Annotated in this window: 17 protein-coding genes; 3 read left to right on the forward strand and 14 right to left on the reverse strand. The window is 72.6% G+C overall.

Annotation, left to right across the window (positions count from 1 at the left end; genetic code table 11):
* Positions 1-27: 27 nt before the first annotated feature.
* From truB to rimP, 7 genes are all read right to left on the reverse strand, one after another.
* Complete coding sequence (truB, locus tag AB0K17_RS18825) at positions 28-930, reverse strand: tRNA pseudouridine(55) synthase TruB (protein WP_365983587.1); 903 nt, start codon at positions 928-930, stop codon at positions 28-30.
* Entirely contained in the window at positions 927-1,373 is a 447-nt protein-coding gene (rbfA, locus tag AB0K17_RS18830; RefSeq protein ID WP_365967498.1) for a 30S ribosome-binding factor RbfA, read from the reverse strand. Before rbfA ends, truB begins: the two co-directional genes overlap by 4 nt.
* A 60-nt stretch (positions 1,374-1,433) precedes the next feature.
* Positions 1,434-1,730, reverse strand: coding sequence for a DUF503 domain-containing protein (locus AB0K17_RS18835; protein WP_344435987.1), 297 nt, complete (start codon positions 1,728-1,730; stop codon positions 1,434-1,436).
* Between the two features lie 174 nt (positions 1,731-1,904).
* Complete coding sequence (gene infB, locus AB0K17_RS18840) at positions 1,905-4,925, reverse strand: translation initiation factor IF-2 (protein WP_365967497.1); 3,021 nt, start codon at positions 4,923-4,925, stop codon at positions 1,905-1,907.
* Positions 4,926-5,097: 172 nt separating this feature from the next.
* Positions 5,098-5,376 carry a YlxR family protein gene (locus AB0K17_RS18845; protein WP_365967496.1) on the reverse strand — a complete coding sequence of 93 codons (279 nt, stop codon included), beginning with the start codon at positions 5,374-5,376 and terminating at the stop codon, positions 5,098-5,100.
* A 227-nt stretch (positions 5,377-5,603) separates the two neighbouring features.
* Positions 5,604-6,602, reverse strand: coding sequence for a transcription termination factor NusA (gene nusA / locus AB0K17_RS18850; RefSeq protein WP_365967495.1), 999 nt, complete (start codon positions 6,600-6,602; stop codon positions 5,604-5,606).
* A gap of 2 nt (positions 6,603-6,604) precedes the next feature.
* Positions 6,605-7,132, reverse strand: coding sequence for a ribosome maturation factor RimP (gene rimP, locus AB0K17_RS18855; protein WP_365967494.1), 528 nt, complete (start codon positions 7,130-7,132; stop codon positions 6,605-6,607).
* Between the two features lie 191 nt (positions 7,133-7,323).
* Between rimP and AB0K17_RS18860 the strand changes: the two genes are divergently transcribed.
* The 3 genes from AB0K17_RS18860 to AB0K17_RS18870 are packed head-to-tail and all read left to right on the forward strand — an operon-like array spanning position 7,324 to position 9,275.
* Positions 7,324-7,848 (forward strand): hypothetical protein, encoded by a 525-nt coding sequence (locus AB0K17_RS18860; protein WP_365983588.1) that lies wholly within the window; start codon positions 7,324-7,326, stop codon positions 7,846-7,848.
* Positions 7,845-8,285, forward strand: coding sequence for a ferritin-like domain-containing protein (locus AB0K17_RS18865; protein WP_365983589.1), 441 nt, complete (start codon positions 7,845-7,847; stop codon positions 8,283-8,285). The genes AB0K17_RS18860 and AB0K17_RS18865 overlap by 4 nt, the downstream gene beginning before the upstream one ends.
* A gap of 54 nt (positions 8,286-8,339) precedes the next feature.
* Positions 8,340-9,275 carry an aminoglycoside phosphotransferase family protein gene (locus tag AB0K17_RS18870; protein WP_365967491.1) on the forward strand — a complete coding sequence of 312 codons (936 nt, stop codon included), beginning with the start codon at positions 8,340-8,342 and terminating at the stop codon, positions 9,273-9,275.
* A gap of 236 nt (positions 9,276-9,511) precedes the next feature.
* Here AB0K17_RS18870 and AB0K17_RS18875 read toward each other — a convergent pair whose 3' ends face one another.
* The 7 genes from AB0K17_RS18875 to AB0K17_RS18905 form a co-directional block, all read right to left on the reverse strand.
* Positions 9,512-11,212, reverse strand: a complete 1,701-nt coding sequence (locus AB0K17_RS18875; protein ID WP_365983590.1) for a proline--tRNA ligase — start codon at positions 11,210-11,212, stop codon at positions 9,512-9,514.
* Between the two features lie 43 nt (positions 11,213-11,255).
* Positions 11,256-11,825, reverse strand: coding sequence for a GNAT family N-acetyltransferase (locus AB0K17_RS18880; protein WP_365967489.1), 570 nt, complete (start codon positions 11,823-11,825; stop codon positions 11,256-11,258).
* A gap of 56 nt (positions 11,826-11,881) precedes the next feature.
* Positions 11,882-12,727 (reverse strand): GNAT family N-acetyltransferase, encoded by an 846-nt coding sequence (locus AB0K17_RS18885; RefSeq protein WP_365983591.1) that lies wholly within the window; start codon positions 12,725-12,727, stop codon positions 11,882-11,884.
* Positions 12,728-12,853: 126 nt separating this feature from the next.
* Positions 12,854-14,011: a flavodoxin-dependent (E)-4-hydroxy-3-methylbut-2-enyl-diphosphate synthase gene (ispG, locus tag AB0K17_RS18890; RefSeq protein WP_365967487.1), complete on the reverse strand. Its 1,158-nt coding sequence runs from the start codon at positions 14,009-14,011 to the stop codon at positions 12,854-12,856.
* Positions 14,012-14,185: 174 nt separating this feature from the next.
* Positions 14,186-15,487, reverse strand: coding sequence for a site-2 protease family protein (locus AB0K17_RS18895; protein ID WP_365983592.1), 1,302 nt, complete (start codon positions 15,485-15,487; stop codon positions 14,186-14,188).
* Positions 15,484-16,734, reverse strand: a complete 1,251-nt coding sequence (gene dxr / locus AB0K17_RS18900; protein ID WP_365983593.1) for a 1-deoxy-D-xylulose-5-phosphate reductoisomerase — start codon at positions 16,732-16,734, stop codon at positions 15,484-15,486. The genes AB0K17_RS18895 and dxr overlap by 4 nt, the downstream gene beginning before the upstream one ends.
* Before the next feature lie 99 nt (positions 16,735-16,833).
* Positions 16,834-18,768, reverse strand: coding sequence for an acyl-CoA dehydrogenase family protein (locus AB0K17_RS18905; protein ID WP_365983594.1), 1,935 nt, complete (start codon positions 18,766-18,768; stop codon positions 16,834-16,836).
* Position 18,769: the final 1 nt, after the last annotated feature.

Here is an 18,769-nt window from a genome sequence, read left to right on the forward strand (position 1 = left end):
GGTGCCCGCGGGAAGCGGGCGGGTGCGTCAGCCGAAGACGGCCAGGCTCTTGGCGCGGCCGCCCTGGTTCTCCAGGAGCACCAGGAAGCGGCCGTCGGGGCCGAAGGCCGCGATCGGGCCGGTGGTGTCGAACGGCGGCACCTTGATGCGGACGCCGTTGCCCAGCAGGCGGGCCTGCTCGGCGGTGACGTCCCAGCGCCGGAAGGCGGCGCCGACGGCCTGCTCGACGGGCATCACGGTCAGCTCCTCCTGGAGCTGGTCGAGCGTGCGCGCCTCGGCGATGCCGTACGGGCCGACGCGGGTGCGCCGCAGGGCCGTCAGGTGGCCGCCGACGCCCGTGTCGGCGCCCAGGTCGCGGGCGAGGGCCCGTACGTAGGTGCCGGACGAGCAGACGACGGAGACGAGCACGTCCTGCACGGGCGTGCCGTCGGCCGCCTCGGCGGGGTGCACGGCGTGCACGGTGAAGGAGGAGACCGTCACCGGGCGGGCGGGGATCTCGAAGTCCTCGCCCTCGCGCGCCCGCTTGTAGGAGCGCTTGCCGTCGATCTTGATGGCGCTGACCTTGGAGGGCACCTGCATGATGTCCCCGGTCAGCTTGGCGACCCCGGCGTCGATGGCCTCGCGGGTGACCGCGGAGGCGTCCCGGGACGAGGTGATGTCGCCCTCGGCGTCGTCGGTGATCGTGTCCTGGCCGAGCCGGATGGTGGCCACGTACTCCTTCTCGGTCAGCGCGAGGTGACCGAGGAGCTTGGTGGCCCGCTCGACGCCGAGGACGAGCACGCCGGTCGCCATCGGGTCGAGCGTCCCCGCGTGGCCGATGCGCCGGGTACGGGCGATCCCCCGCATCTTGGCGACGACGTCGTGCGAGGTGAAGCCGGCCGGCTTGTCGACGATGACCAGGCCGTCCGGGCCGTCGTACTTCTGCTTCATTCGGCGGTCGCGTCCCCGTCGTCACCCGGCTTGCGGTACGGGTCGGCCTCGCCGGCGTAGTCCGCGCCGGAGGACGCCTCGCGGACCTGGGCGTCGGAGGCCCGCGCCCGGTCCAGGAGGTCCTCGATGGTGCGGGCGGTGTCCGGCAGGGCGTCCGCCACGAAGGTCAGCGTCGGCGTGAACTTGGTGCCCGCCGCCTTGCCGACCTCGGAGCGCAGGATGCCCTTGGCGCTCTCCAGGCCGGCCGCGGCGCTGGCGCGCTCCTCGTCGTCGCCGTAGACCGTGTAGAAGACCGTAGCCTCCCGCAGGTCGCCGGTGACTCGGGTGTCCGTGATGGTCACGTGCGAGCCGAGCCGCGGGTCCTTGATTCCGCGCTGCAGCTTCTGGGCGATGACCTCGCGGATGAGGTCCGCCAGCCTTTTCGCCCGCGCGTTGTCGGCCACTGGTCCGTCTCCTTCTCGTCTTTCCAGCAATGTGCTCTGGGGGCGGCCACGACGGCCGGTTCAGTCGTCGTGGTCGCCGTGGAACCGCCGCCGTACCGACAGCAGCTCCACTTCGGGCCGTGCGGCGACCAGGCGCTCGCAGCGGTCCAGGATGTCCGTGAGGTGCCCCGCGTCCCCGGAGACCGCCGCCACTGCAATGGTGGCCCGGCGGTACAGGTCCTGCTCTCCGGTCTCCGCCACGCTGACCGCGTACTTGCGGTGCAACTCGGCGACGATCGGGCGGACGACGGAGCGCTTCTCCTTCAGCGACCGGACGTCGCCGAGGAGCAGGTCGAAGGACAGCGTCCCTACATACATGTGTGACGGGTGAAGCCCACCCGGGAGGCGTGAGGTACAGGTCTCGCTTGAAACCGTACACGCAACGGCCGGGGCCGATCGACGGAAATATGATCCCGCCGACCGGCCCCGTCCCGCCCGTCGCCCGACCACCACCCCTGGTGGACGCGCTACGCGCGACAGTTACAACGCGGATCAGCCGCGCGGCTTCTCGCGCATCTCGTACGTCGCGATGACGTCGTCGACCTTGATGTCGTTGAAGTTTCCGAGGTTGATACCACCCTCGAAGCCCTCGCGGATCTCGGTGACGTCGTCCTTGAAGCGACGCAGACCGACGATGGTGAGGTCCTCGGCGACGACCTTGCCGTCGCGGATGAGGCGCGCCTTGGTGTTGCGCTTGACCTCGCCGGAGCGGATGAGGACACCCGCGATGTTGCCCAGCTTGGACGAGCGGAAGACCTCGCGGATCTCCGCCGTACCGAGCTCGACCTCTTCGTACTCCGGCTTCAGCATGCCCTTCAGGGCCGCCTCGATCTCCTCGATCGCCTGGTAGATGACCGAGTAGTACCGGACGTCGACGCCCTCGCGCTCGGCCATCTGCGTGGCACGGCCCTCGGCGCGGACGTTGAAGCCGATGACGATCGCGTCGGAGCCGGACGCCAGGTTGATGTCGGACTCGGTGACCGCACCCACGCCGCGGTGCAGCACGCGGATGTCGACCTCCTCGCCCACATCGAGCTGGAGCAGCGAGGACTCGAGAGCCTCGACCGAACCGGACGCGTCGCCCTTGATGATGAGGTTGAGCTGCTGGATCTCGCCGGCCTTGAGCACCTTGTCGAGGTCCTCGAGGGACACCCGGCGGGTGCGCTTGGCGAAGGCGGCGTTGCGCTCGCGCGCAGCGCGCTTCTCGGCGATCTGGCGGGCCGTACGGTCCTCGTCGACGACGAGGAAGTTGTCGCCGGCGCCCGGGACGTTGGTCAGACCGAGGACGAGGACCGGGGTCGAGGGACCCGCCTCCTCCACGTTCTGGCCCTTGTCGTCGAGCATCGCGCGGACACGGCCGTAGGCGTCACCGGCGACCATCGTGTCGCCGACGCGGAGGGTACCGCGCTGGACGAGGACGGTGGCCACGGCGCCGCGACCGCGGTCGAGGTGGGCCTCGATCGCGATGCCCTGCGCGTCCTGCTCCGCGTTGGCGCGCAGGTCGAGCGCGGCGTCGGCGGTCAGGACGACGGCCTCGAGCAGCTTGTCGATGTTCAGACCCTGCTTGGCGGAGATGTCGACGAACATCGTGTCGCCGCCGTACTCCTCGGCCACCAGACCGAACTCGGTCAGCTGACCGCGGACCTTGGTCGGGTCGGCGCCCTCGACGTCGATCTTGTTGACCGCGACCACGATCGGCACGTCGGCCGCCTTGGCGTGGTTCAGGGCCTCGATCGTCTGCGGCATGACACCGTCGTTGGCCGCCACCACGAGGATCGCGATGTCGGTCGACTTCGCACCACGGGCACGCATGGCGGTGAACGCCTCGTGACCCGGGGTGTCGATGAAGGTGATCTTGCGCTCTTCGTCGTTGACCTCGGTCGCGACCTGGTAGGCACCGATGTGCTGGGTGATGCCACCGGCCTCGCCCGCGACCACGTTGGTCTTGCGGATCGCGTCGAGGAGTCGCGTCTTACCGTGGTCGACGTGACCCATGACGGTCACGACCGGCGGACGCGCGACGAGCATCTCCTCGCCGCCCTCGTTCTCACCGAACTCGATGTCGAACGACTCGAGGAGCTCGCGGTCCTCCTCCTCGGGGCTGACGATCTGAACCGTGTAGTTCATCTCGTCGCCGAGGAGCTGCAGCGTCTCGTCGGAGACGGACTGCGTGGCCGTGACCATCTCGCCGAGGTTCATCATCACGGCGACGAGCGACGCCGGGTTGGCGCCGATCTTCTCCGCGAAGTCGGTGAGGGAGGCACCACGCGACAGGCGAATGGTGTCGCCGTTGCCGCGCGGCAGCATCACGCCGCCCACGGACGGGGCCTGCATGGCCTCGTACTCCTGGCGACGCTGACGCTTGGACTTGCGGCCACGACGGGCCGGACCACCGGGACGGCCGAAGGCGCCCTGCGTGCCACCACGGGCACCCGGACCACCGGGACGACCGCCGAAGCCACCGGGACGACCGCCGCCGAAGCCGCCGCCACCACCGGGGCCACCGCCACCGGGACGGCCGGCGAAGCCGCCGCCGCCACCCGGACGACCGCCGCCGCCCGGACCGGCCGGACGACCGGCGAAGCCGGGACGACCGGCACCGCCGCCGGGACGACCTGCACCGCCACCGGGACGGCCGGCGCCACCGGGGCCCGGACGCGGGCCGGCGGCCGGACGCTGCGGCATCATGCCCGGGTTCGGGCGGTTGCCGGCGGGGCCGGGACGCGGAGCGCCGCCCGGAGCCTGCGGACGGGGCATGCCACCGGGGGTCGGACGGGGACCGGCGCCCTGCGGACGCGGGCCACCGGGGCCGCCCTGCGGGCGGGGACCGGCGGGGCCGGGCTGGCCGGGGCGGGGCGCGCCACCGGGACGCGGGGCCTGCGGCCGGGCCATGCCGGTGGAGCCACCGGAGGTGAAGGGGTTGTTGCCCGGGCGGGGACCGGCCGGACGGGCGCCGGGGCGCGGGGCACCCTGGCCACCGGGGCGCGGGCCGGCCGGACGGCCGCCCTCACGCTGACCGGACGGACCCGGACGGGCGCCGGGGCGCGGCGCGGGGGCGCCGGCGGGCTTCGGCGCGGCCGGGGCCGGCGCCTGGGGGGCCTGGAACTCCGGCTGCGCGGGGGCGGCCGGGGCGGGCTTGGGGGCCGCCGGACCGGGCTTGGGGCCCGGACGCGGGGCGGGCGTCGGCGCGGGGCCGGCGCTCGGGGTGGCGGGCTTGGGGGTGGGCGCCGCGGCCGGCTTGGGGGCCGGGGCGGCGGGCCGGGCCGGGGCACCCGGAGTGGGGGCACCCGGCTTCGGCGGCGCGGCCTTGCGCGGCGCCGCGGGCTTGGCAGCGGCCTTGCCGGCGTTGCCGCCGGGCCCCTGCAGCGCGTCAGTCAGTTTGCGGACGACCGGCGCCTCGATAGTCGAGGACGCCGAACGGACGAATTCACCAAGTTCTTGGAGCTTGGCCATGACGACCTTGCTCTCCACTCCGAACTCCTTGGCGAGTTCGTATACCCGGACCTTAGCCACTTCGCTCCTTCTAGGTCCGGGTGTCCACCGGACCGTCGCTACTTCATGGGCGTACTCATCGCGTACTCATCGAGTGCTCATCGCAATCTCGACCTACTTCCAACTCGCGAGGTACCTGACCGCACGGTCTCCCGTGCCGTTCTTCTTACGGTGTTGCCTGGCAGTGCAGCCGTTACCGGTCGGTCTGTTCGATGTGCCGGCGCAGCTCCGCGGTGTCGAGCGGCCCCTGGATCCGGAAGGCCCGGGGAAACGCCCGGCGGCGGACCGCCAGCTCGAAACAGACCAGTGTGGGGTGCACGGATGCACCCCGGCCGGGCAGCGTACCGCGAGGATCGGGGACGCACGCGCCCTCGGTCACCACGGTCCGCAGCAGTTCGCTCTTGGCCGCTCGCTCCCGGCACCCCACACAGGTGCGCTCAGGGCATGCGCGGGCATGCGTCCGGCCAGACACTGATTAAGTCTACCTCCCCGCGCCGACCTCACCCCTTCGGGGCACTGATCGTGCGCGTATGCGTTTCGGCCATGATCGACCGCTTTTCCGGGTCCGGAAGGCGCCGGTCGGGGGTCGTGGCGGTCCGGCGGGGTCGTATTACGGACGTTCCGGACCGCTTGGGAGGAGCGCTCGCGCGCTCCCCCTCACCCCCGAGCGCCTATCGGATGATCGGGCGCCCCGGGTGCTCAGGCACCCTCGGCCTGCGCCGCCTGCTCGGTGTCGGGACGGATGTCGATCCGCCAGCCGGTCAGCCGGGCCGCGAGCCGGGCGTTCTGCCCCTCCTTGCCGATGGCGAGGGAGAGCTGGTAGTCGGGCACGGTCACCCGGGCGGAGCGCGCGGCCAGATCCACGATCTCGACCTTGCTCACCCGTGCGGGGGACAGTGCGTGGGCCACCAGCTCGGCGGGGTCGTCCGACCAGTCGACGATGTCGATCTTCTCGCCGTTCAGCTCGGCCATCACCGCGCGCACCCGGCCGCCCATCGGGCCGATGCAGGCACCCTTGGCGTTCAGCCCGGAACGGGTCGAGCGCACAGCGATCTTGGTGCGGTGACCGGCCTCGCGGGCGATGGCGGCGATCTCCACCGAGCCGTCCGCGATCTCCGGCACCTCCATGGCGAAGAGCTTCTTCACCAGGTTGGGGTGGGTGCGCGAGAGCGTCACGGACGGACCGCGCACGCCCTTGGCCACACGCACCACGTACGTGCGCAGGCGGGTGCCGTGCTTGTACTCCTCGCCGGGGACCTGCTCCTGCACCGGCAGGATGGCCTCCAGCTTGCCGATGTCGACCAGGACGTTCTTGGGGTCCTTGCCCTGCTGCACGATGCCCGCGACGACGTCGCCCTCGCGGCCGGCGAACTCACCGAAAGTGATCTCGTCCTCGGCGTCGCGCAGACGCTGGAGGATGACCTGCTTCGCGGTGGTCGCGGCGATCCGGCCGAAACCGGACGGGGTGTCGTCGAACTCCCGGGGCTCCTCGCCCTCGGGAAGGTCCTGCGGGTCCTCCTTGGCCCACACCGTCACGTGGCCGGTGGCCCGGTCGAGCTCCACGCGGGCGCGCCTGCGGCTCCCCTCCGTGCGGTGGTAGGCGATGAGGAGGGCCGACTCGATCGCCTCGACCAGCAGGTCGAAGGAGATCTCCTTCTCTCGCACCAGACCCCGCAGGGCACTCATGTCGATGTCCACGGCTACGCCTCCTCTTGGCTCTCGTCGGTCTCGTCGTCTGCGGCCTGCTCCGTGGCCTTGCGGTTGAACTCGATCTCCACGCGCGCCTTCGCGATCTCGTCGAAGGCCAGGCGGCGGGCGGTGGGCTTGCGGCCCTTGACGCCCGGCACCTGCAGATCGAGCCCCTCGTCGTCCACGGCGACGATCCGCGCGACGAGCTCACCGCCCTCGGCCAGCTGCGCCTTGATCAACCGGCCCGTGGCACGGACGTAGTGACGCGGGTGGGTCAGGGGGCGGTCGGCACCGGGAGAGGTGACCTCCAGGACGTAGGGGGTGGCCCCCATGACGTCCGACTCATCGAGCCTGGCGGAGATGTCACGGCTGAGGTCCGCACAGGTGTCCAGCTGGACACCCTCGTCGGAATCCACCACGATGCGCAGCACACGCCGCTTCCCGGCCGGGGTCACCTCGATCTCTTCCAGGTCCAGCTCCCGCGCGCTCACGAGGGGGGCCAGCAGCTCGCGCAGCCGCTCGCTCTGGGTGGTGCTCATCCGGGTGACTCCTCGGCCGCGTGTGCTGTTGTGGGAAAGTCGCGTGTCAGGTCAAAGCCTATCTGTTCCGGCAGCCGGCTGACGATTCGGTGCCCGGGTCCGCGGCGGCCCCCCGGCGCGCCGGTACGCTCACGTGCGGTGATCATGCCGGGAGGGCCGGCCGACGGCGAGACGAGGCGGGATTGAGGATCGTGCCGCTTGCGACCACGACGCGGGACCCGGGCGGGCCGCGCAGACGCAGCGTACTGGGCGGGGCCGCCGCGGCCCTGCTGGGCGGGGGCGCCACGGCGCTGCTCACCGGGTGCTCCGGGAGCGGCGCGGGCTCCGGTGGTGAGGATTCCGCCGCCGCACAACGGCTGAAAGAACGCGCCGGGCAGCAGTCCGCCGCGCTCCTCGCGCACTACGACGCCACCCTCGCCGCCCACCCCGCACTCGCCGCACGGCTGCGGCCGCTGCGCGCCGAAGTGGCCCGCCACGCCGAGGCCTTCGGCCCGGGCCCGGGCAGCCCCTCCCCGTCGGCCGGCACCGGCGCGCCCCCGGCCGTACCGCAGGACGAGAAGGCGGCCCTCGCCGCCCTCGCCGAGGCCGAGCGGCGCACCGTCGACGCCCGCACCGCCGCCCTGGCCGCCGCCCCGCCCGGCCTCGCCCGCCTCCTGGCCTCCGTCGCCGCCTCGGGCGCCGCCCACGCCTATCTGCTGACCGGAGCCGCCGCATGACCGCCCCCGCCGCCGTGACCGCCGCCCAGGCGGCCCTGGCCGCCGAACACGCGGCGGTGTACGGGTACGGGGTCGTGGGCGCCCGCATCGAGGAGGAGCGCGCCGGCGACGCCCGCGAGGCCCACGAGGCCCACCGGGCCCGGCGCGACGCGCTGACCCGCGCCGTGCGCGGTCTGGGCGCCGAACCCGTCGCCGCGGCCGCCGCCTACGCGCTGCCCTTCGCGGTGCCCGACGGCGCCGCGGCGCTGCGGCTCGCGACCGAGCTCGAACGCCGGCTCACCGCGGTCTACGCCGACCTCGTCCGGGCCGCCACCGGCGACCTGCGCGGCGAGGCGGCGGCCGGGCTGCGCGAAGCGGCGGTGCGCGCGGCACGCTGGGACGGGGGCAGCGTAGCCTTCCCTGGGCTCACCGAGCGTGCCGCTCCCGACAGGTCCTGACCTGCGGGAAGCCGGACGGCGAGCCGGGGAAGCAACGAAAGGGACAGCTCAGGGATGGCCATCAGCAACGACCGCCTCGCACCTCCGCAGAGGCTGGCGCGAACCCTGGGCTCGGACCCCGCGGCCGGCGAGGCCGAACACCGCTGGCTCGCCGAGCTCCCCGAACGGGCCCGCACCGCCCTCGCCCGCCGGCAGCTGACACCCGAACGGGTGCAGGTGCCCGGCGGCCGCACCAGCATGGTGATCCTCGTCCGGCAGGCCGACGGCACGCCCGCCGCGCTCAAGCTCAGCCCCCCGTCCAGCGGCACCACCGCCCTCGAACACGCTGCGCTCGCCCACTGGGACGGCCTCGGCGCCGTACGCGTCCTGGACGCCGACCCCGAGGAAGGGGCGCTGCTGCTGGAACGGCTGCACGCCGACGTCAGTCTGCGCTCGCTGGCCGAGCCCAAGGCCCAGCTGGAGGCCGCCGCCACCCTGCAACGCCTGTGGGTGCCGGCCCCGGCCGGCGCCCCCTTCCCGACGGTGGCCGACCACACCGGCGCCGCGGCCGCCGTCCTGCGCGAGCGGCGCGAGGCGCCCTGGGCGGCCGACGCGCGCGCCCTCGTCGACGAGGCGCTCGAAGCCCGCGACGCGCTGGTCGCCGACCGCCCGGCCGAGGCGGTGCTGCTGCACGGCGAGTACCACCAGGGCACGGTGCTCTCCGGCGAGCGCATGCCCTGGCTGGCCGTCGCCCCCCGCCCCCTGGCCGGTGAACGCGCCTACGACCTCGCCTGGCTGGTCCGCGACCGGCTCGACACGCTGCTGGCCGCGCCGGGGGCGGGGGCGGCGGCACGGCGCCGCGTGGCGAAGCTGGCGGAGTCCCTGGAAGTGGACGCGGACCGCTTGCGGGGCTGGACGCTCTTCCGTGCGACGGAGGCGGGGGTGCGGGAGCTTGCGGCCGGCGCCCGCAGGCAGGGCGAACTCCTCCTGGAGTTCGCGGGCTTGCTGTAGAGCTGCCAGGTCGTGTCCGGCGGATCGTCCCGCCGCGTGGGCGCGATGAGCCACCACCTGCCCGCAGGCAGGGTGCCGTGCATCGCCCGGGCCTCGGGCCGGCGCGTCGACTGCGGGCCGTCCGTGGCCGATCGCGCCCACGCGGCGGCAGCCGCAGATCGAACGCTGCCCCGCGCCCCTTACGGGGCACTGCATGATCCGCCGGACGGCCCTGGGCCGGGCGGTTCCGGGCGGCGTCAGGCGCCGGCGGCCCGTACTCGGGCCATCGCCTCGTCCACCGGCAGTTCCTCCCGCTCCCCCGTGCGGCGGTCCTTGAGTTCGACCACCCCGTCGGGGGCCCGGCGCCCGACCACCAGGATCGTCGGCACCCCGATCAGCTCCGCATCCGCGAACTTCACTCCCGCCGACACCCCCGTGCGGTCGTCGAGAAGCACCCGCACCCCGTCCCCCGCGAGCCGTTTCGCGATCGTCTCCGCCAGCTCCGGTTGCACCGCCTTGCCGGCCGCCACGACGTGGACGTCCGCCGGGGCGATCTCGCGGGGCCAGCACAGGCCGGCCTCGTCGTGGGTCTGTTCGGCCAGGGCGGCCACGACGCGGGAGACGCCGATGCCGTAGGAGCCCATCGTGACGCGGACGGGTTTGCCCTCGGGGCCGAGGACGTCCAGGGCGAAGGCGTCGGCGTACTTGCGTCCGAGCTGGAAGATGTGGCCGATCTCGATCGCCCGCCCGACCTCCAGGCCGGCCCCGCAGCGGGGGCAGGGGTCGCCGGGTCGGACCACGACGACGTCCAGGTAGCGGTCGACGGTGAAGTCGCGGCCGCACACGACGTTGCGGGCGTGCGTGCCGGGCTTGTTGGCGCCGGTGATCCAGGCGGTGCCGGGGGCGACCCGGGGGTCGGCGAGGTAGGGGATGCCCAGGCCCTGGGGGCCGACATAGCCGCGGACGAGGTCGGGGCGGCCGGTGAAGTCCTCGGCGGTGACGAGTTCGACGACGGCCGGCGCCAGGTGTTCGGCGAGCTTGCCGAGGTCGACCTCGCGGTCGCCCGGCACGCCGACGGCCGTGATCTCGCCGTCGACCTTCACCAGGAGGTTCTTCAGGGTGGCGGACGCGGGTACGCCCAGGTGCGCGGCGAGCGTGTCGATGGTGGGGGTGTCGGGCGTGGGGAGTTCCTCGGCCGGCGCGTGGGCGGCGGGGTCGCCGGGGGCGACGACCGTGGTCACGGCCTCGGTGTTGGCGGCGTAGTCGCAGTGCGGGCAGTCGACGAAGGTGTCCTCGCCGGCCGCGGCCGGGGCGAGGAACTCCTCGGACGCCGAGCCGCCCATGGCGCCGGAGACGGCGGAGACGATCCGGTGGTCCAGGCCGAGGCGGGCGAAGATGCGCTGGTACGCGGTGCGGTGGAGGCGGTAGGAGGCGGCGAGGCCTTCGTCGTCGATGTCGAAGGAGTAGGAGTCCTTCATCTGGAACTCGCGGGCGCGCAGCACGCCGGAGCGGGGCCGGGCCTCGTCGCGGTACTTCGTCTGGATCTGATACAGGATCACGGGCAGGTCCTTGTAGGACGCGCACTGGTCCTTGACCGTGAGGGTGAAGATCTCCTCGTGGGTGGGCCCGAGGAGGTAGTCGGCGCCCTTGCGGTCCGTGAGCCGGAAGAGTTCGTCGCCGTACTCCTTCCAGCGCCCGCTGGTCTCGTAGGGCTCCTTGGGCAGCAGGGCGGGCAGCAGCACTTCCTGGCCGCCGATGGCGTCCATCTCCTCGCGCACGATGCGGGCGACGTTGTCGAGGACCTTCTTGCCCAGCGGCAGCCACGTCCACATGCCCGCGGAGGTGCGGCGGACGTATCCGGCGCGGACCAGCAGCCGGTGGCTCGCGGTCTCGGCGTCGGCCGGGTCCTCGCGCAGCGTCCTGAGCAGGGTCGTGGACATGCGTTGCAAGGGGGCCATGGGTCGTCTCCCGGGTGCGTGACGTGCGGTGTTGGCCCGGAGACTAGCGGCGCGGGGCGTCGTGCACGTACCGGTTTTCCGGGGCGAGCAGCGGCAGTTGCGCGCCCATCACGGCGTACGGGCTCGCGGCGCTGGGGAAGACGACGTGCCGGGCCAGGTCGCGGTAGCCGAGCTTGCGGTACAGGGCGCGGGCCGGGCTGTCCTTGTCGATGGCGGACAGGATGGAGCGCGGCTCGTCCGCCGTGGAGGTGATGGCGGTGATGAGGGTGCGGCCGATGCGGCGGTTCTGGAATTCGGGGTGGACGTGCAGTTCGGTGATGACGAAGGAGTCGTCGAGCCAGCGGTCGTGCCCGTTGGCCCGCAGGTACGGCTCGACGACCATGGACCACCAGTGGCTGCGGTCGTTGGGCATCCCGTAGACGAAGCCGACGAGCCGGCCGTCGGCCGTGGTGGCGCCCAGGGCGCGCGCTCCCGGGCTGGTGAGGTGCCGCAGCACGATGTGCCGCCGGACCCCGACCTCCTCGGGGGTCAGCCCGAAGGCGACGGCCTGCACGGCCAGTGCCTCGTCCACCCGCGCGGCGAGGTCGAGCGGTCCGACCGTGATGTCATCCATGGCGCGAGGCTACCCGGCCGTCCGCCCGTGGCCCGACCGCATCGGATGCGACCTCGTCAGAACAGGACGCTCATGAACGCGCCGACCTCCTGGAAGCCGACGCGGCGGTAGGCGGCGCGGGCGGCGGTGTTGTAGTCGTTGACGTACAGGCTGACCACCGGGGCGACCTCGCGCAGCGCGTAGCCCAGGACGGCGGTCATGCCGGCGACGGACAGACCCCTGCCGCGGTACTCGGGGGCCACCCACACGCCCTGGATCTGGCAGGCGAGGTCGGTGGCGGCGCCGATCTCCGCCTTGAAGACCACGCGCCCGTCCTCGATGCGGGCGAAGGACCGGCCGGAGCCGACGAGCTCGGCGACGCGGGCCTGGTAGAGCAGTCCGCCGTCGCCGGCCAGCGGCGAGACGCCGACCTCCTCGGTGAACATGGCCACGCACGCGGGCAGGATCAGGTCCATCTCGTCCTTGCGGATGCGCCGCACCAGCGGGTCCGGGGCGAGGCCCGCGGGCATGGAGCGGGTGACCATCAGCGGCTGGTGGGCGCGGACCTCGCGGGCCGGGCCCCAGTGCGGTTCGAGCAGGGACCACAGCTGGGCGGTGGCCTCGGCCGGGCCGACGATCGAGGAGCAGCGGCGGCCGGTGCGCCGGGCCCGGTCGGCGAAGGCGCGTACGGCCTCGGGGCCGGCGCACACCGGCACCAGGTTGGCGCCGGCGTAGCACAGGGACTCCAGCCGGCCCTCCGCGTACCAGCCCCACATCTCGCCGCCGAGCCGCCAGGGGTCGAGGCCGGCGACACGGACGCGCGCGGCGACGAAGGCGTTGGCCACGGGATCGCGGTCGAGGACGCCGAGGGCCGCGTCCAGATCGGCGGGGCCCAGGACCTTGGTGGTGGTCGTCGTCAGCACGTGTCGGATTGCCTCACCGTGGCGGGGCCGCAGGCCGGGGAAGTGGATCCTGGCACTGTACCTCCCCGCTTGCGCCGCCGCCCCGCCCGGCGGAGGCCGGGCGGGGCGGGCAGAGGCGGGGGTGCGTCAGCCGGCGACGCTGACCGAGGGCTCGCCGGAGGCGACGCCCTCGGCCTCCATCTTCTCGGCGAGCTTCATGGCCTCCTCGATGAGCGTCTCCACGATCTTCGACTCGGGAACGGTCTTGATGACCTCGCCCTTGACGAAGATCTGGCCCTTGCCATTGCCGGAGGCGACGCCCAGGTCGGCCTCGCGGGCCTCGCCGGGGCCGTTGACCACACAGCCCATGACGGCCACGCGCAGCGGGACCTCCATGCCCTCCAGGCCCGCGGTGACCTCGTCGGCGAGCTTGTACACGTCCACCTGGGCGCGGCCGCAGGACGGGCAGGAGACGATCTCCAGCCGGCGCTGGCGCAGCCCCAGGGACTCCAGGATCTGGATGCCGACCTTGATCTCCTCCGCCGGCGGGGCGGAGAGGGAGACGCGGATGGTGTCGCCGATGCCCTCGGAGAGCAGGGCGCCGAAGGCGACGGCGGACTTGATGGTGCCCTGGAAGGCCGGACCGGCCTCGGTCACGCCCAGGTGGAGGGGGTAGTCGCACTGGGCGGCCAGCTGGCGGTAGGCGTTGACCATCACGACCGGGTCGTTGTGCTTGACCGAGATCTTGATGTCCCGGAAGCCGTGCTCCTCGAAGAGCGACGCCTCCCACAGGGCGGACTCGACGAGGGCCTCCGGCGTCGCCTTGCCGTACTTCTGCAGCAGGCGGCGGTCGAGGGAGCCGGCGTTCACGCCGATGCGGATCGGCACACCGGCGTCGCCGGCCGCCTTCGCGATCTCCTTGACCTTGTCGTCGAACTGCTTGATGTTGCCGGGGTTGACGCGGACGGCGGCACAGCCGGCGTCGATCGCGGCGAAGACGTACTTCGGCTGGAAGTGGATGTCCGCGATCACCGGGATCTGCGACTTCCTGGCGATGATCGGCAGCGCGTCGGCGTCGTCCTGGGTCGGGCAGGCGACGCGGACGATCTGGCAGCCGGAGGCCGTCAGCTCGGCGATCTGCTGCAGGGTGGCGCCGATGTCGGAGGTGCGCGTCGTCGTCATGGACTGCACCGAGACGGGGGCGTCGCCGCCGACGGCCACGGATCCGACCTGGATCTTGCGGCTGACCCTGCGGTCGGCGAGCTTGGTCGGAACGGAAGGCATTCCAAGCGAAATCGCTGTCATCTGGCGAGCAACCCCAAGGTATGAATCAAGGTCCCGAGATCGGCGGGCTCCGACTCCGAGGTTACGGCAAGCGGTGCCGTGGGAGCACATTGCCGGTCCCCGGCGGGGGCCCCTGCTCGCACGCCGGAGAGGCTGCAGTGCAGCCTCTCCGGCGTGCGAGGACGACGACCGCCGCTACGTCAGTCGTACCGGGTTCACCACGTCCGCGATGAGCACCAGCAGCGTGAAGCACACGAAGATGCCCGCCACCACGTACGCCACCGGCATCAGCTTCGCCACGTCGAAGGGGCCCGGGTCCGGGCGCCGGAAGACCTTGGCGACCGTGCGGCGTACGGACTCCCACAGGGCGCCCGCGATGTGCCCGCCGTCCAGCGGCAGCAGCGGCAGCATGTTGAACAGGAACAGCGACAGGTTGAAGCCCGCCACCAGGAAGAGCATGGTGGCGATCTGCTGCGACGGCGGGATGTCGAGGTTGAACACCTCACCGCCCACGCGTGCCGCGCCCACGACGCCCATCGGGGAGTCGGCCTTGCGCTCGCCGCCGTCGAAGGCGGCGTTCCACAGGTCGGGGATCTTGCCGGGCAGGTCGATCAGGGATTCGATGCCGGACTGGACCATGTCGCCCATGCGGTCGACGGACTGCCCGAAGGACTGCTGGACGACTCCGGTGGCGGGCGTGAAGCCGAGGAAGCCGGCGGTGACGTACTCGCCCTTGATGGGGGCGCCCTTGCCGTCGTACTTCTGGACCTGGTTGGAGATCAGGTCGGCGTGCAGCGTCTTCTCGGTGCCGTCGCGCGAGACCGTGATCGTCGCCGGGCCGGTGGTGCGGCGGATCTCCTTCTGGAGGGTGCTCCAGTCGCCGACGCGGTGGCCGTTGAAGGCGACGATGCGGTCCTTGGGCTGGAGGCCGGCCGCCTTGGCCGGGGAGTCCTTGGCGCCAGTGGGGCACTTGTCGGCGGGGCTGCTGGCCTTGACGACGCAGTCGGAGACCTGGGAGACGGTCGTGGTCTGCGTGGAGACGCCGAAGGTCATCATGACGCCGAGGAAGACCACGACGGCCAGGACGAGGTTCATGAAGGGCCCGGCGAACATGACGATCACGCGCTTCCACGGCTTGCGCGTGTAGAACATGCGGGTCTCGTCGCCGGGGCGCAGCTCCTCGTAGGCGGCGGAGCGGGCGTCCTCGATCATGCCGCGCCACGGGGAGGTGGAGCGGGCGCTGATGCGGCCGTCCTCGCCGGGCGGGAACATGCCGATCATGCGGATGTAGCCGCCGAGCGGGACGGCCTTGATGCCGTACTCGGTCTCGCCCTTCTTCCGCGACCACAGGGTCGGCCCGAAGCCGACCATGTACTGCGGCACCCGGATGCCGAACATCTTGGCGGTCGACAGGTGGCCCAGCTCGTGCCAGGCGATGGAGAAGAGCAGGCCCACCACGAAGACGACTATCCCGAGGACGGTCATCAGTGCTGTCATGCGCGGGCCTCCGAGGTCGTACGAGCCGCCAGTTCGCGGGCCCGGGCGCGGGCCCAGGTCTCCGCCTGCAGGACGTCCGAGAGGGTCAGGCGGGTTCCCGCGGCGGGGGTGCCGTGTTCCGCCACCACCTCGGCGACGGTGTCCACGATCCCATTGAACGGCAGCTGCCCGCTCAGGAACGCATCGACGCACTCCTCGTTGGCGGCGTTGAAGACGGCGGGGGCGGTGCCGCCGAGGGTGCCGACGTGCCGGGCGAGGTCGACGGAGGGGAAGGCCTCGGTGTCGAGGGGGAAGAATTCCCAGGTGGAGGCCTGGGACCAGTCGAAGGCGGGGGCGGCGTCGGGCACCCGCTCGGGCCAGCCGAGGCCGATGGCGATGGGGCCGCGCATGTCCGGCGGGGTGGCCTGGGCGAGGGTGGAGCCGTCGGTGAATTCCACCATCGAGTGGACGTACGACTGGGGGTGGACGACGACCTCGATGCGCTCGAAGGGGATGTCGTAGAGCAGGTGGGCCTCGATGACCTCGAGTCCCTTGTTCACCAGGGTGGCCGAGTTGATCGTGATGACCGGGCCCATGGACCAGGTGGGGTGGGCCAGCGCGTCCCGGGGGGTCACGGAGGCCAGCTCCGCCTTGGTGCGGCCGCGGAAGGGGCCGCCGGAGGCGGTGACGACGAGCTTGCGCACCTCGGAGCGGGTGCCGCCGAGGAGGGCCTGGAAGAGGGCGGCGTGCTCGGAGTCGACGGGGATGATCTGTCCGGGCTTGGCGACGGCCTTGACCAGGGGCCCGCCGACGATCAGCGATTCCTTGTTGGCCAGGGCCAGGGTGCGGCCGGCCTCCAGGGCGGCGAGGGTGGGGGCCAGGCCGATGGAGCCGGTGATGCCGTTGAGGACGGTGTGGCACCGGCTGCGGGCGAGCTCGGTGGCCGCGTCGGGGCCGGCGAGGACCTCGGGCAGCGGCTCGCGGCCGTAGCGGGCGGCCAGGGCCTCGCGCAGGGCGGGCTCCTTGTCCGCCTGCGCGACGGCGACCGTGCGGACCCCCAGTCGGTGCGCCTGCTCGGCGAGCAGCTCCACCCGGCCGCCGGCGGCGGACAGGGCGGTGACCGTGAACCGCTCGGGGTTGCGCAGGACCAGGTCGATGGCCTGGGTGCCGACCGAACCGGTCGAGCCGAGGATCACGATCTCGCGCGGGCCGCCTCCGGGCACGGCGGCGGAGTAGCGCAGGTGGGGGTCAGCGAGGGAGTCCGTCATCCCCCCATTGTGGCCGTACCGCCGGTCCGGCCCGACAGCGCGTCCCGGCAGTACGACCCGGTGGGGTTCACCGGTTCATCGGATCGGGGGTTCTTCGGCTCACCGGATCGGCCGGTGGACGTTCTCGGCCTTGGACGGGCCGGGGGTGGCGTCCGCGATCCAGGGGCCCTCGCCGCTGGGGTCGACGATGCCGGCCTCCAGCCACGCGTACGCCCCGCCCATGACGCCGGAGACGACCTTGCGGTCGAGGTCGTCGGTGTTGGTCCACAGCCGCCCGAAGAGCTCCTCGACGCGGATGCGGGACTGCCGGCAGAAGGCGTCGGCCAGCTGGTACGCCTCGGTACCGTGCTCGCCGCGGGAGCGCAGGTGCTCGGCGCGCACGCAGGCGGCGCTCATGGCGAACAGCTCGGCGCCGATGTCGACGATGCGGCCGAGGAAGCCCTGCTTGGTCTCCATGCGGCCCTGCCAGCGGGACATGGCGTAGAAGGTGGAGCGCGCCAGCTTGCGCGAGGACCGTTCGACGTAACGCAGGTGGCGCGAGAGGTCGCGGTGGCCGGTCGGGTGGAACTCGGCGTACGTCCGCGGCAGCTGCCCGGGGCCGGCGACCAGCTTGGGCAGCCAGCGGGCGTAGAAGCCGCCGGCACGGGCGCCGGCACGGGCCTTGTCGCCCAGGGACTTCTCCGGGTCGATCAGGTCGCCGGCGACCGACAGATGGGCGTCGACGGCCTCGCGGGCGATGAGCAGGTGCATGATCTCCGTGGAGCCCTCGAAGATCCGGTTGATGCGCGCGTCGCGCAGCATCTGCTCGGCGGGGACGGCGCGCTCGCCGCGGGCGGCCAGGGAGGCGGCGCTCTCGTAGCCGCGGCCGCCGCGGATCTGCACCAGCTCGTCCATCATCAGCCAGGCCGCCTCGCTGGCGTAGAGCTTGGCGAGGGCGGCCTCGATGCGGATGTCGTTGCGGTCCTCGTCGGCCATCTGGCTGGAGAGGTCGACGATCGCCTCCAGGGCGAAGGTCGTCGCGGCGATGTAGGAGATCTTCGAGCCGACGGCCTCGTGCTTGGCGATGGGCTTGCCCCACTGCTCACGGGCCGAGGACCACTCGCGGGCGATCTTGAGCGCCCACTTGCCGCTCGCGGCGCACATGGCGGGGATCGACAGCCGCCCGGTGTTGAGCGTGGTCAGCGCGATCTTCAGGCCGGCGCCCTCGGGGCCGATGCGGTGGGAGGCGGGCACCCGCACCTGGTGGAAGCGGGTGACGCCGTTCTCGATGCCGCGCAGGCCCATGAAGGCGTTGCGGTTCTCCACGGTGACGCCCTCGGCCGTCGCCTCGACGACGAAGGCCGTGATGCCGCCCTTGTGGCCCTCGCTGCGGGGCACGCGGGCCATGACGACGAGCAGGTCGGCGACGACGCCGTTGGTCGTCCACAGCTTCACGCCGTCGAGGACGTAGTCGTCGCCGTCGGGCACGGCGGAGGTCGCGAGCCGGGCCGGGTCGGAGCCCACGTCCGGCTCGGTGAGCAGGAAGGCGGTGATGTCGGTGCGCGCGCACCGCGGCAGGAACTTCTCCTTCTGCTCCCGCGTGCCGAACAGCTTCAGCGGCTGCGGTACGCCGATCGACTGGTGGGCCGACAGCAGCGCGCCGACGACGGGGCTGACGGAGCCGACCAGGGCCAGGGCCTTGTTGTAGTAGACGTGGTTCAGGCCGAGGCCGCCGTACTTCGGCTCGATCTTCATGCCGAAGGCGCCGAGCTCCTTGAGCCCGGCGACCGTCTCGTCCGGGATGCGGGCCTCGCGCTCGATGCGGGCGCTGTCGATGCGCGTCTCGCAGAAGTCGCGCAGCTTGGCCAGGAACTCCTCGCCGCGCCGGACGTCGTCCGGGGCGGGCGTCGGGTGCGGATGGATCAGATCGAGACGGAACCGGCCGAGGAAGAGCTCCTTGGCGAAGCTGGGCTTCTTCCAGTCCTGCTCGCGGGCCGCCTCGGCGACCTGGCGCGCCTCACGCTCGGAGACCGGTCGTACGGATGGTGCGGTCATC

The organism is Streptomyces sp. NPDC049585, from assembly GCF_040675615.1.
Classification (GTDB): domain Bacteria; phylum Actinomycetota; class Actinomycetes; order Streptomycetales; family Streptomycetaceae; genus Streptomyces; species Streptomyces luteosporeus.

Coding starts and splice junctions, on each gene's coding strand:
- AB0K17_RS18865 (WP_365983589.1), top strand. CDS start 7,845: ATGACCGCCCCCGCCGCCGTGACCGCCGCCCAGGCGGCCCTGGCCGCC.
- truB (WP_365983587.1), bottom strand. CDS start 930: ATGAAGCAGAAGTACGACGGCCCGGACGGCCTGGTCATCGTCGACAAG.
- dxr (WP_365983593.1), bottom strand. CDS start 16,734: ATGACGGACTCCCTCGCTGACCCCCACCTGCGCTACTCCGCCGCCGTG.
- AB0K17_RS18835 (WP_344435987.1), bottom strand. CDS start 1,730: ATGTATGTAGGGACGCTGTCCTTCGACCTGCTCCTCGGCGACGTCCGG.
- AB0K17_RS18880 (WP_365967489.1), bottom strand. CDS start 11,825: ATGGATGACATCACGGTCGGACCGCTCGACCTCGCCGCGCGGGTGGAC.
- AB0K17_RS18905 (WP_365983594.1), bottom strand. CDS start 18,768: ATGACCGCACCATCCGTACGACCGGTCTCCGAGCGTGAGGCGCGCCAG.
- AB0K17_RS18895 (WP_365983592.1), bottom strand. CDS start 15,487: ATGACAGCACTGATGACCGTCCTCGGGATAGTCGTCTTCGTGGTGGGC.
- ispG (WP_365967487.1), bottom strand. CDS start 14,011: ATGACAGCGATTTCGCTTGGAATGCCTTCCGTTCCGACCAAGCTCGCC.
- AB0K17_RS18875 (WP_365983590.1), bottom strand. CDS start 11,212: ATGGCCCCCTTGCAACGCATGTCCACGACCCTGCTCAGGACGCTGCGC.
- AB0K17_RS18870 (WP_365967491.1), top strand. CDS start 8,340: ATGGCCATCAGCAACGACCGCCTCGCACCTCCGCAGAGGCTGGCGCGA.
- rimP (WP_365967494.1), bottom strand. CDS start 7,132: ATGAGCACCACCCAGAGCGAGCGGCTGCGCGAGCTGCTGGCCCCCCTC.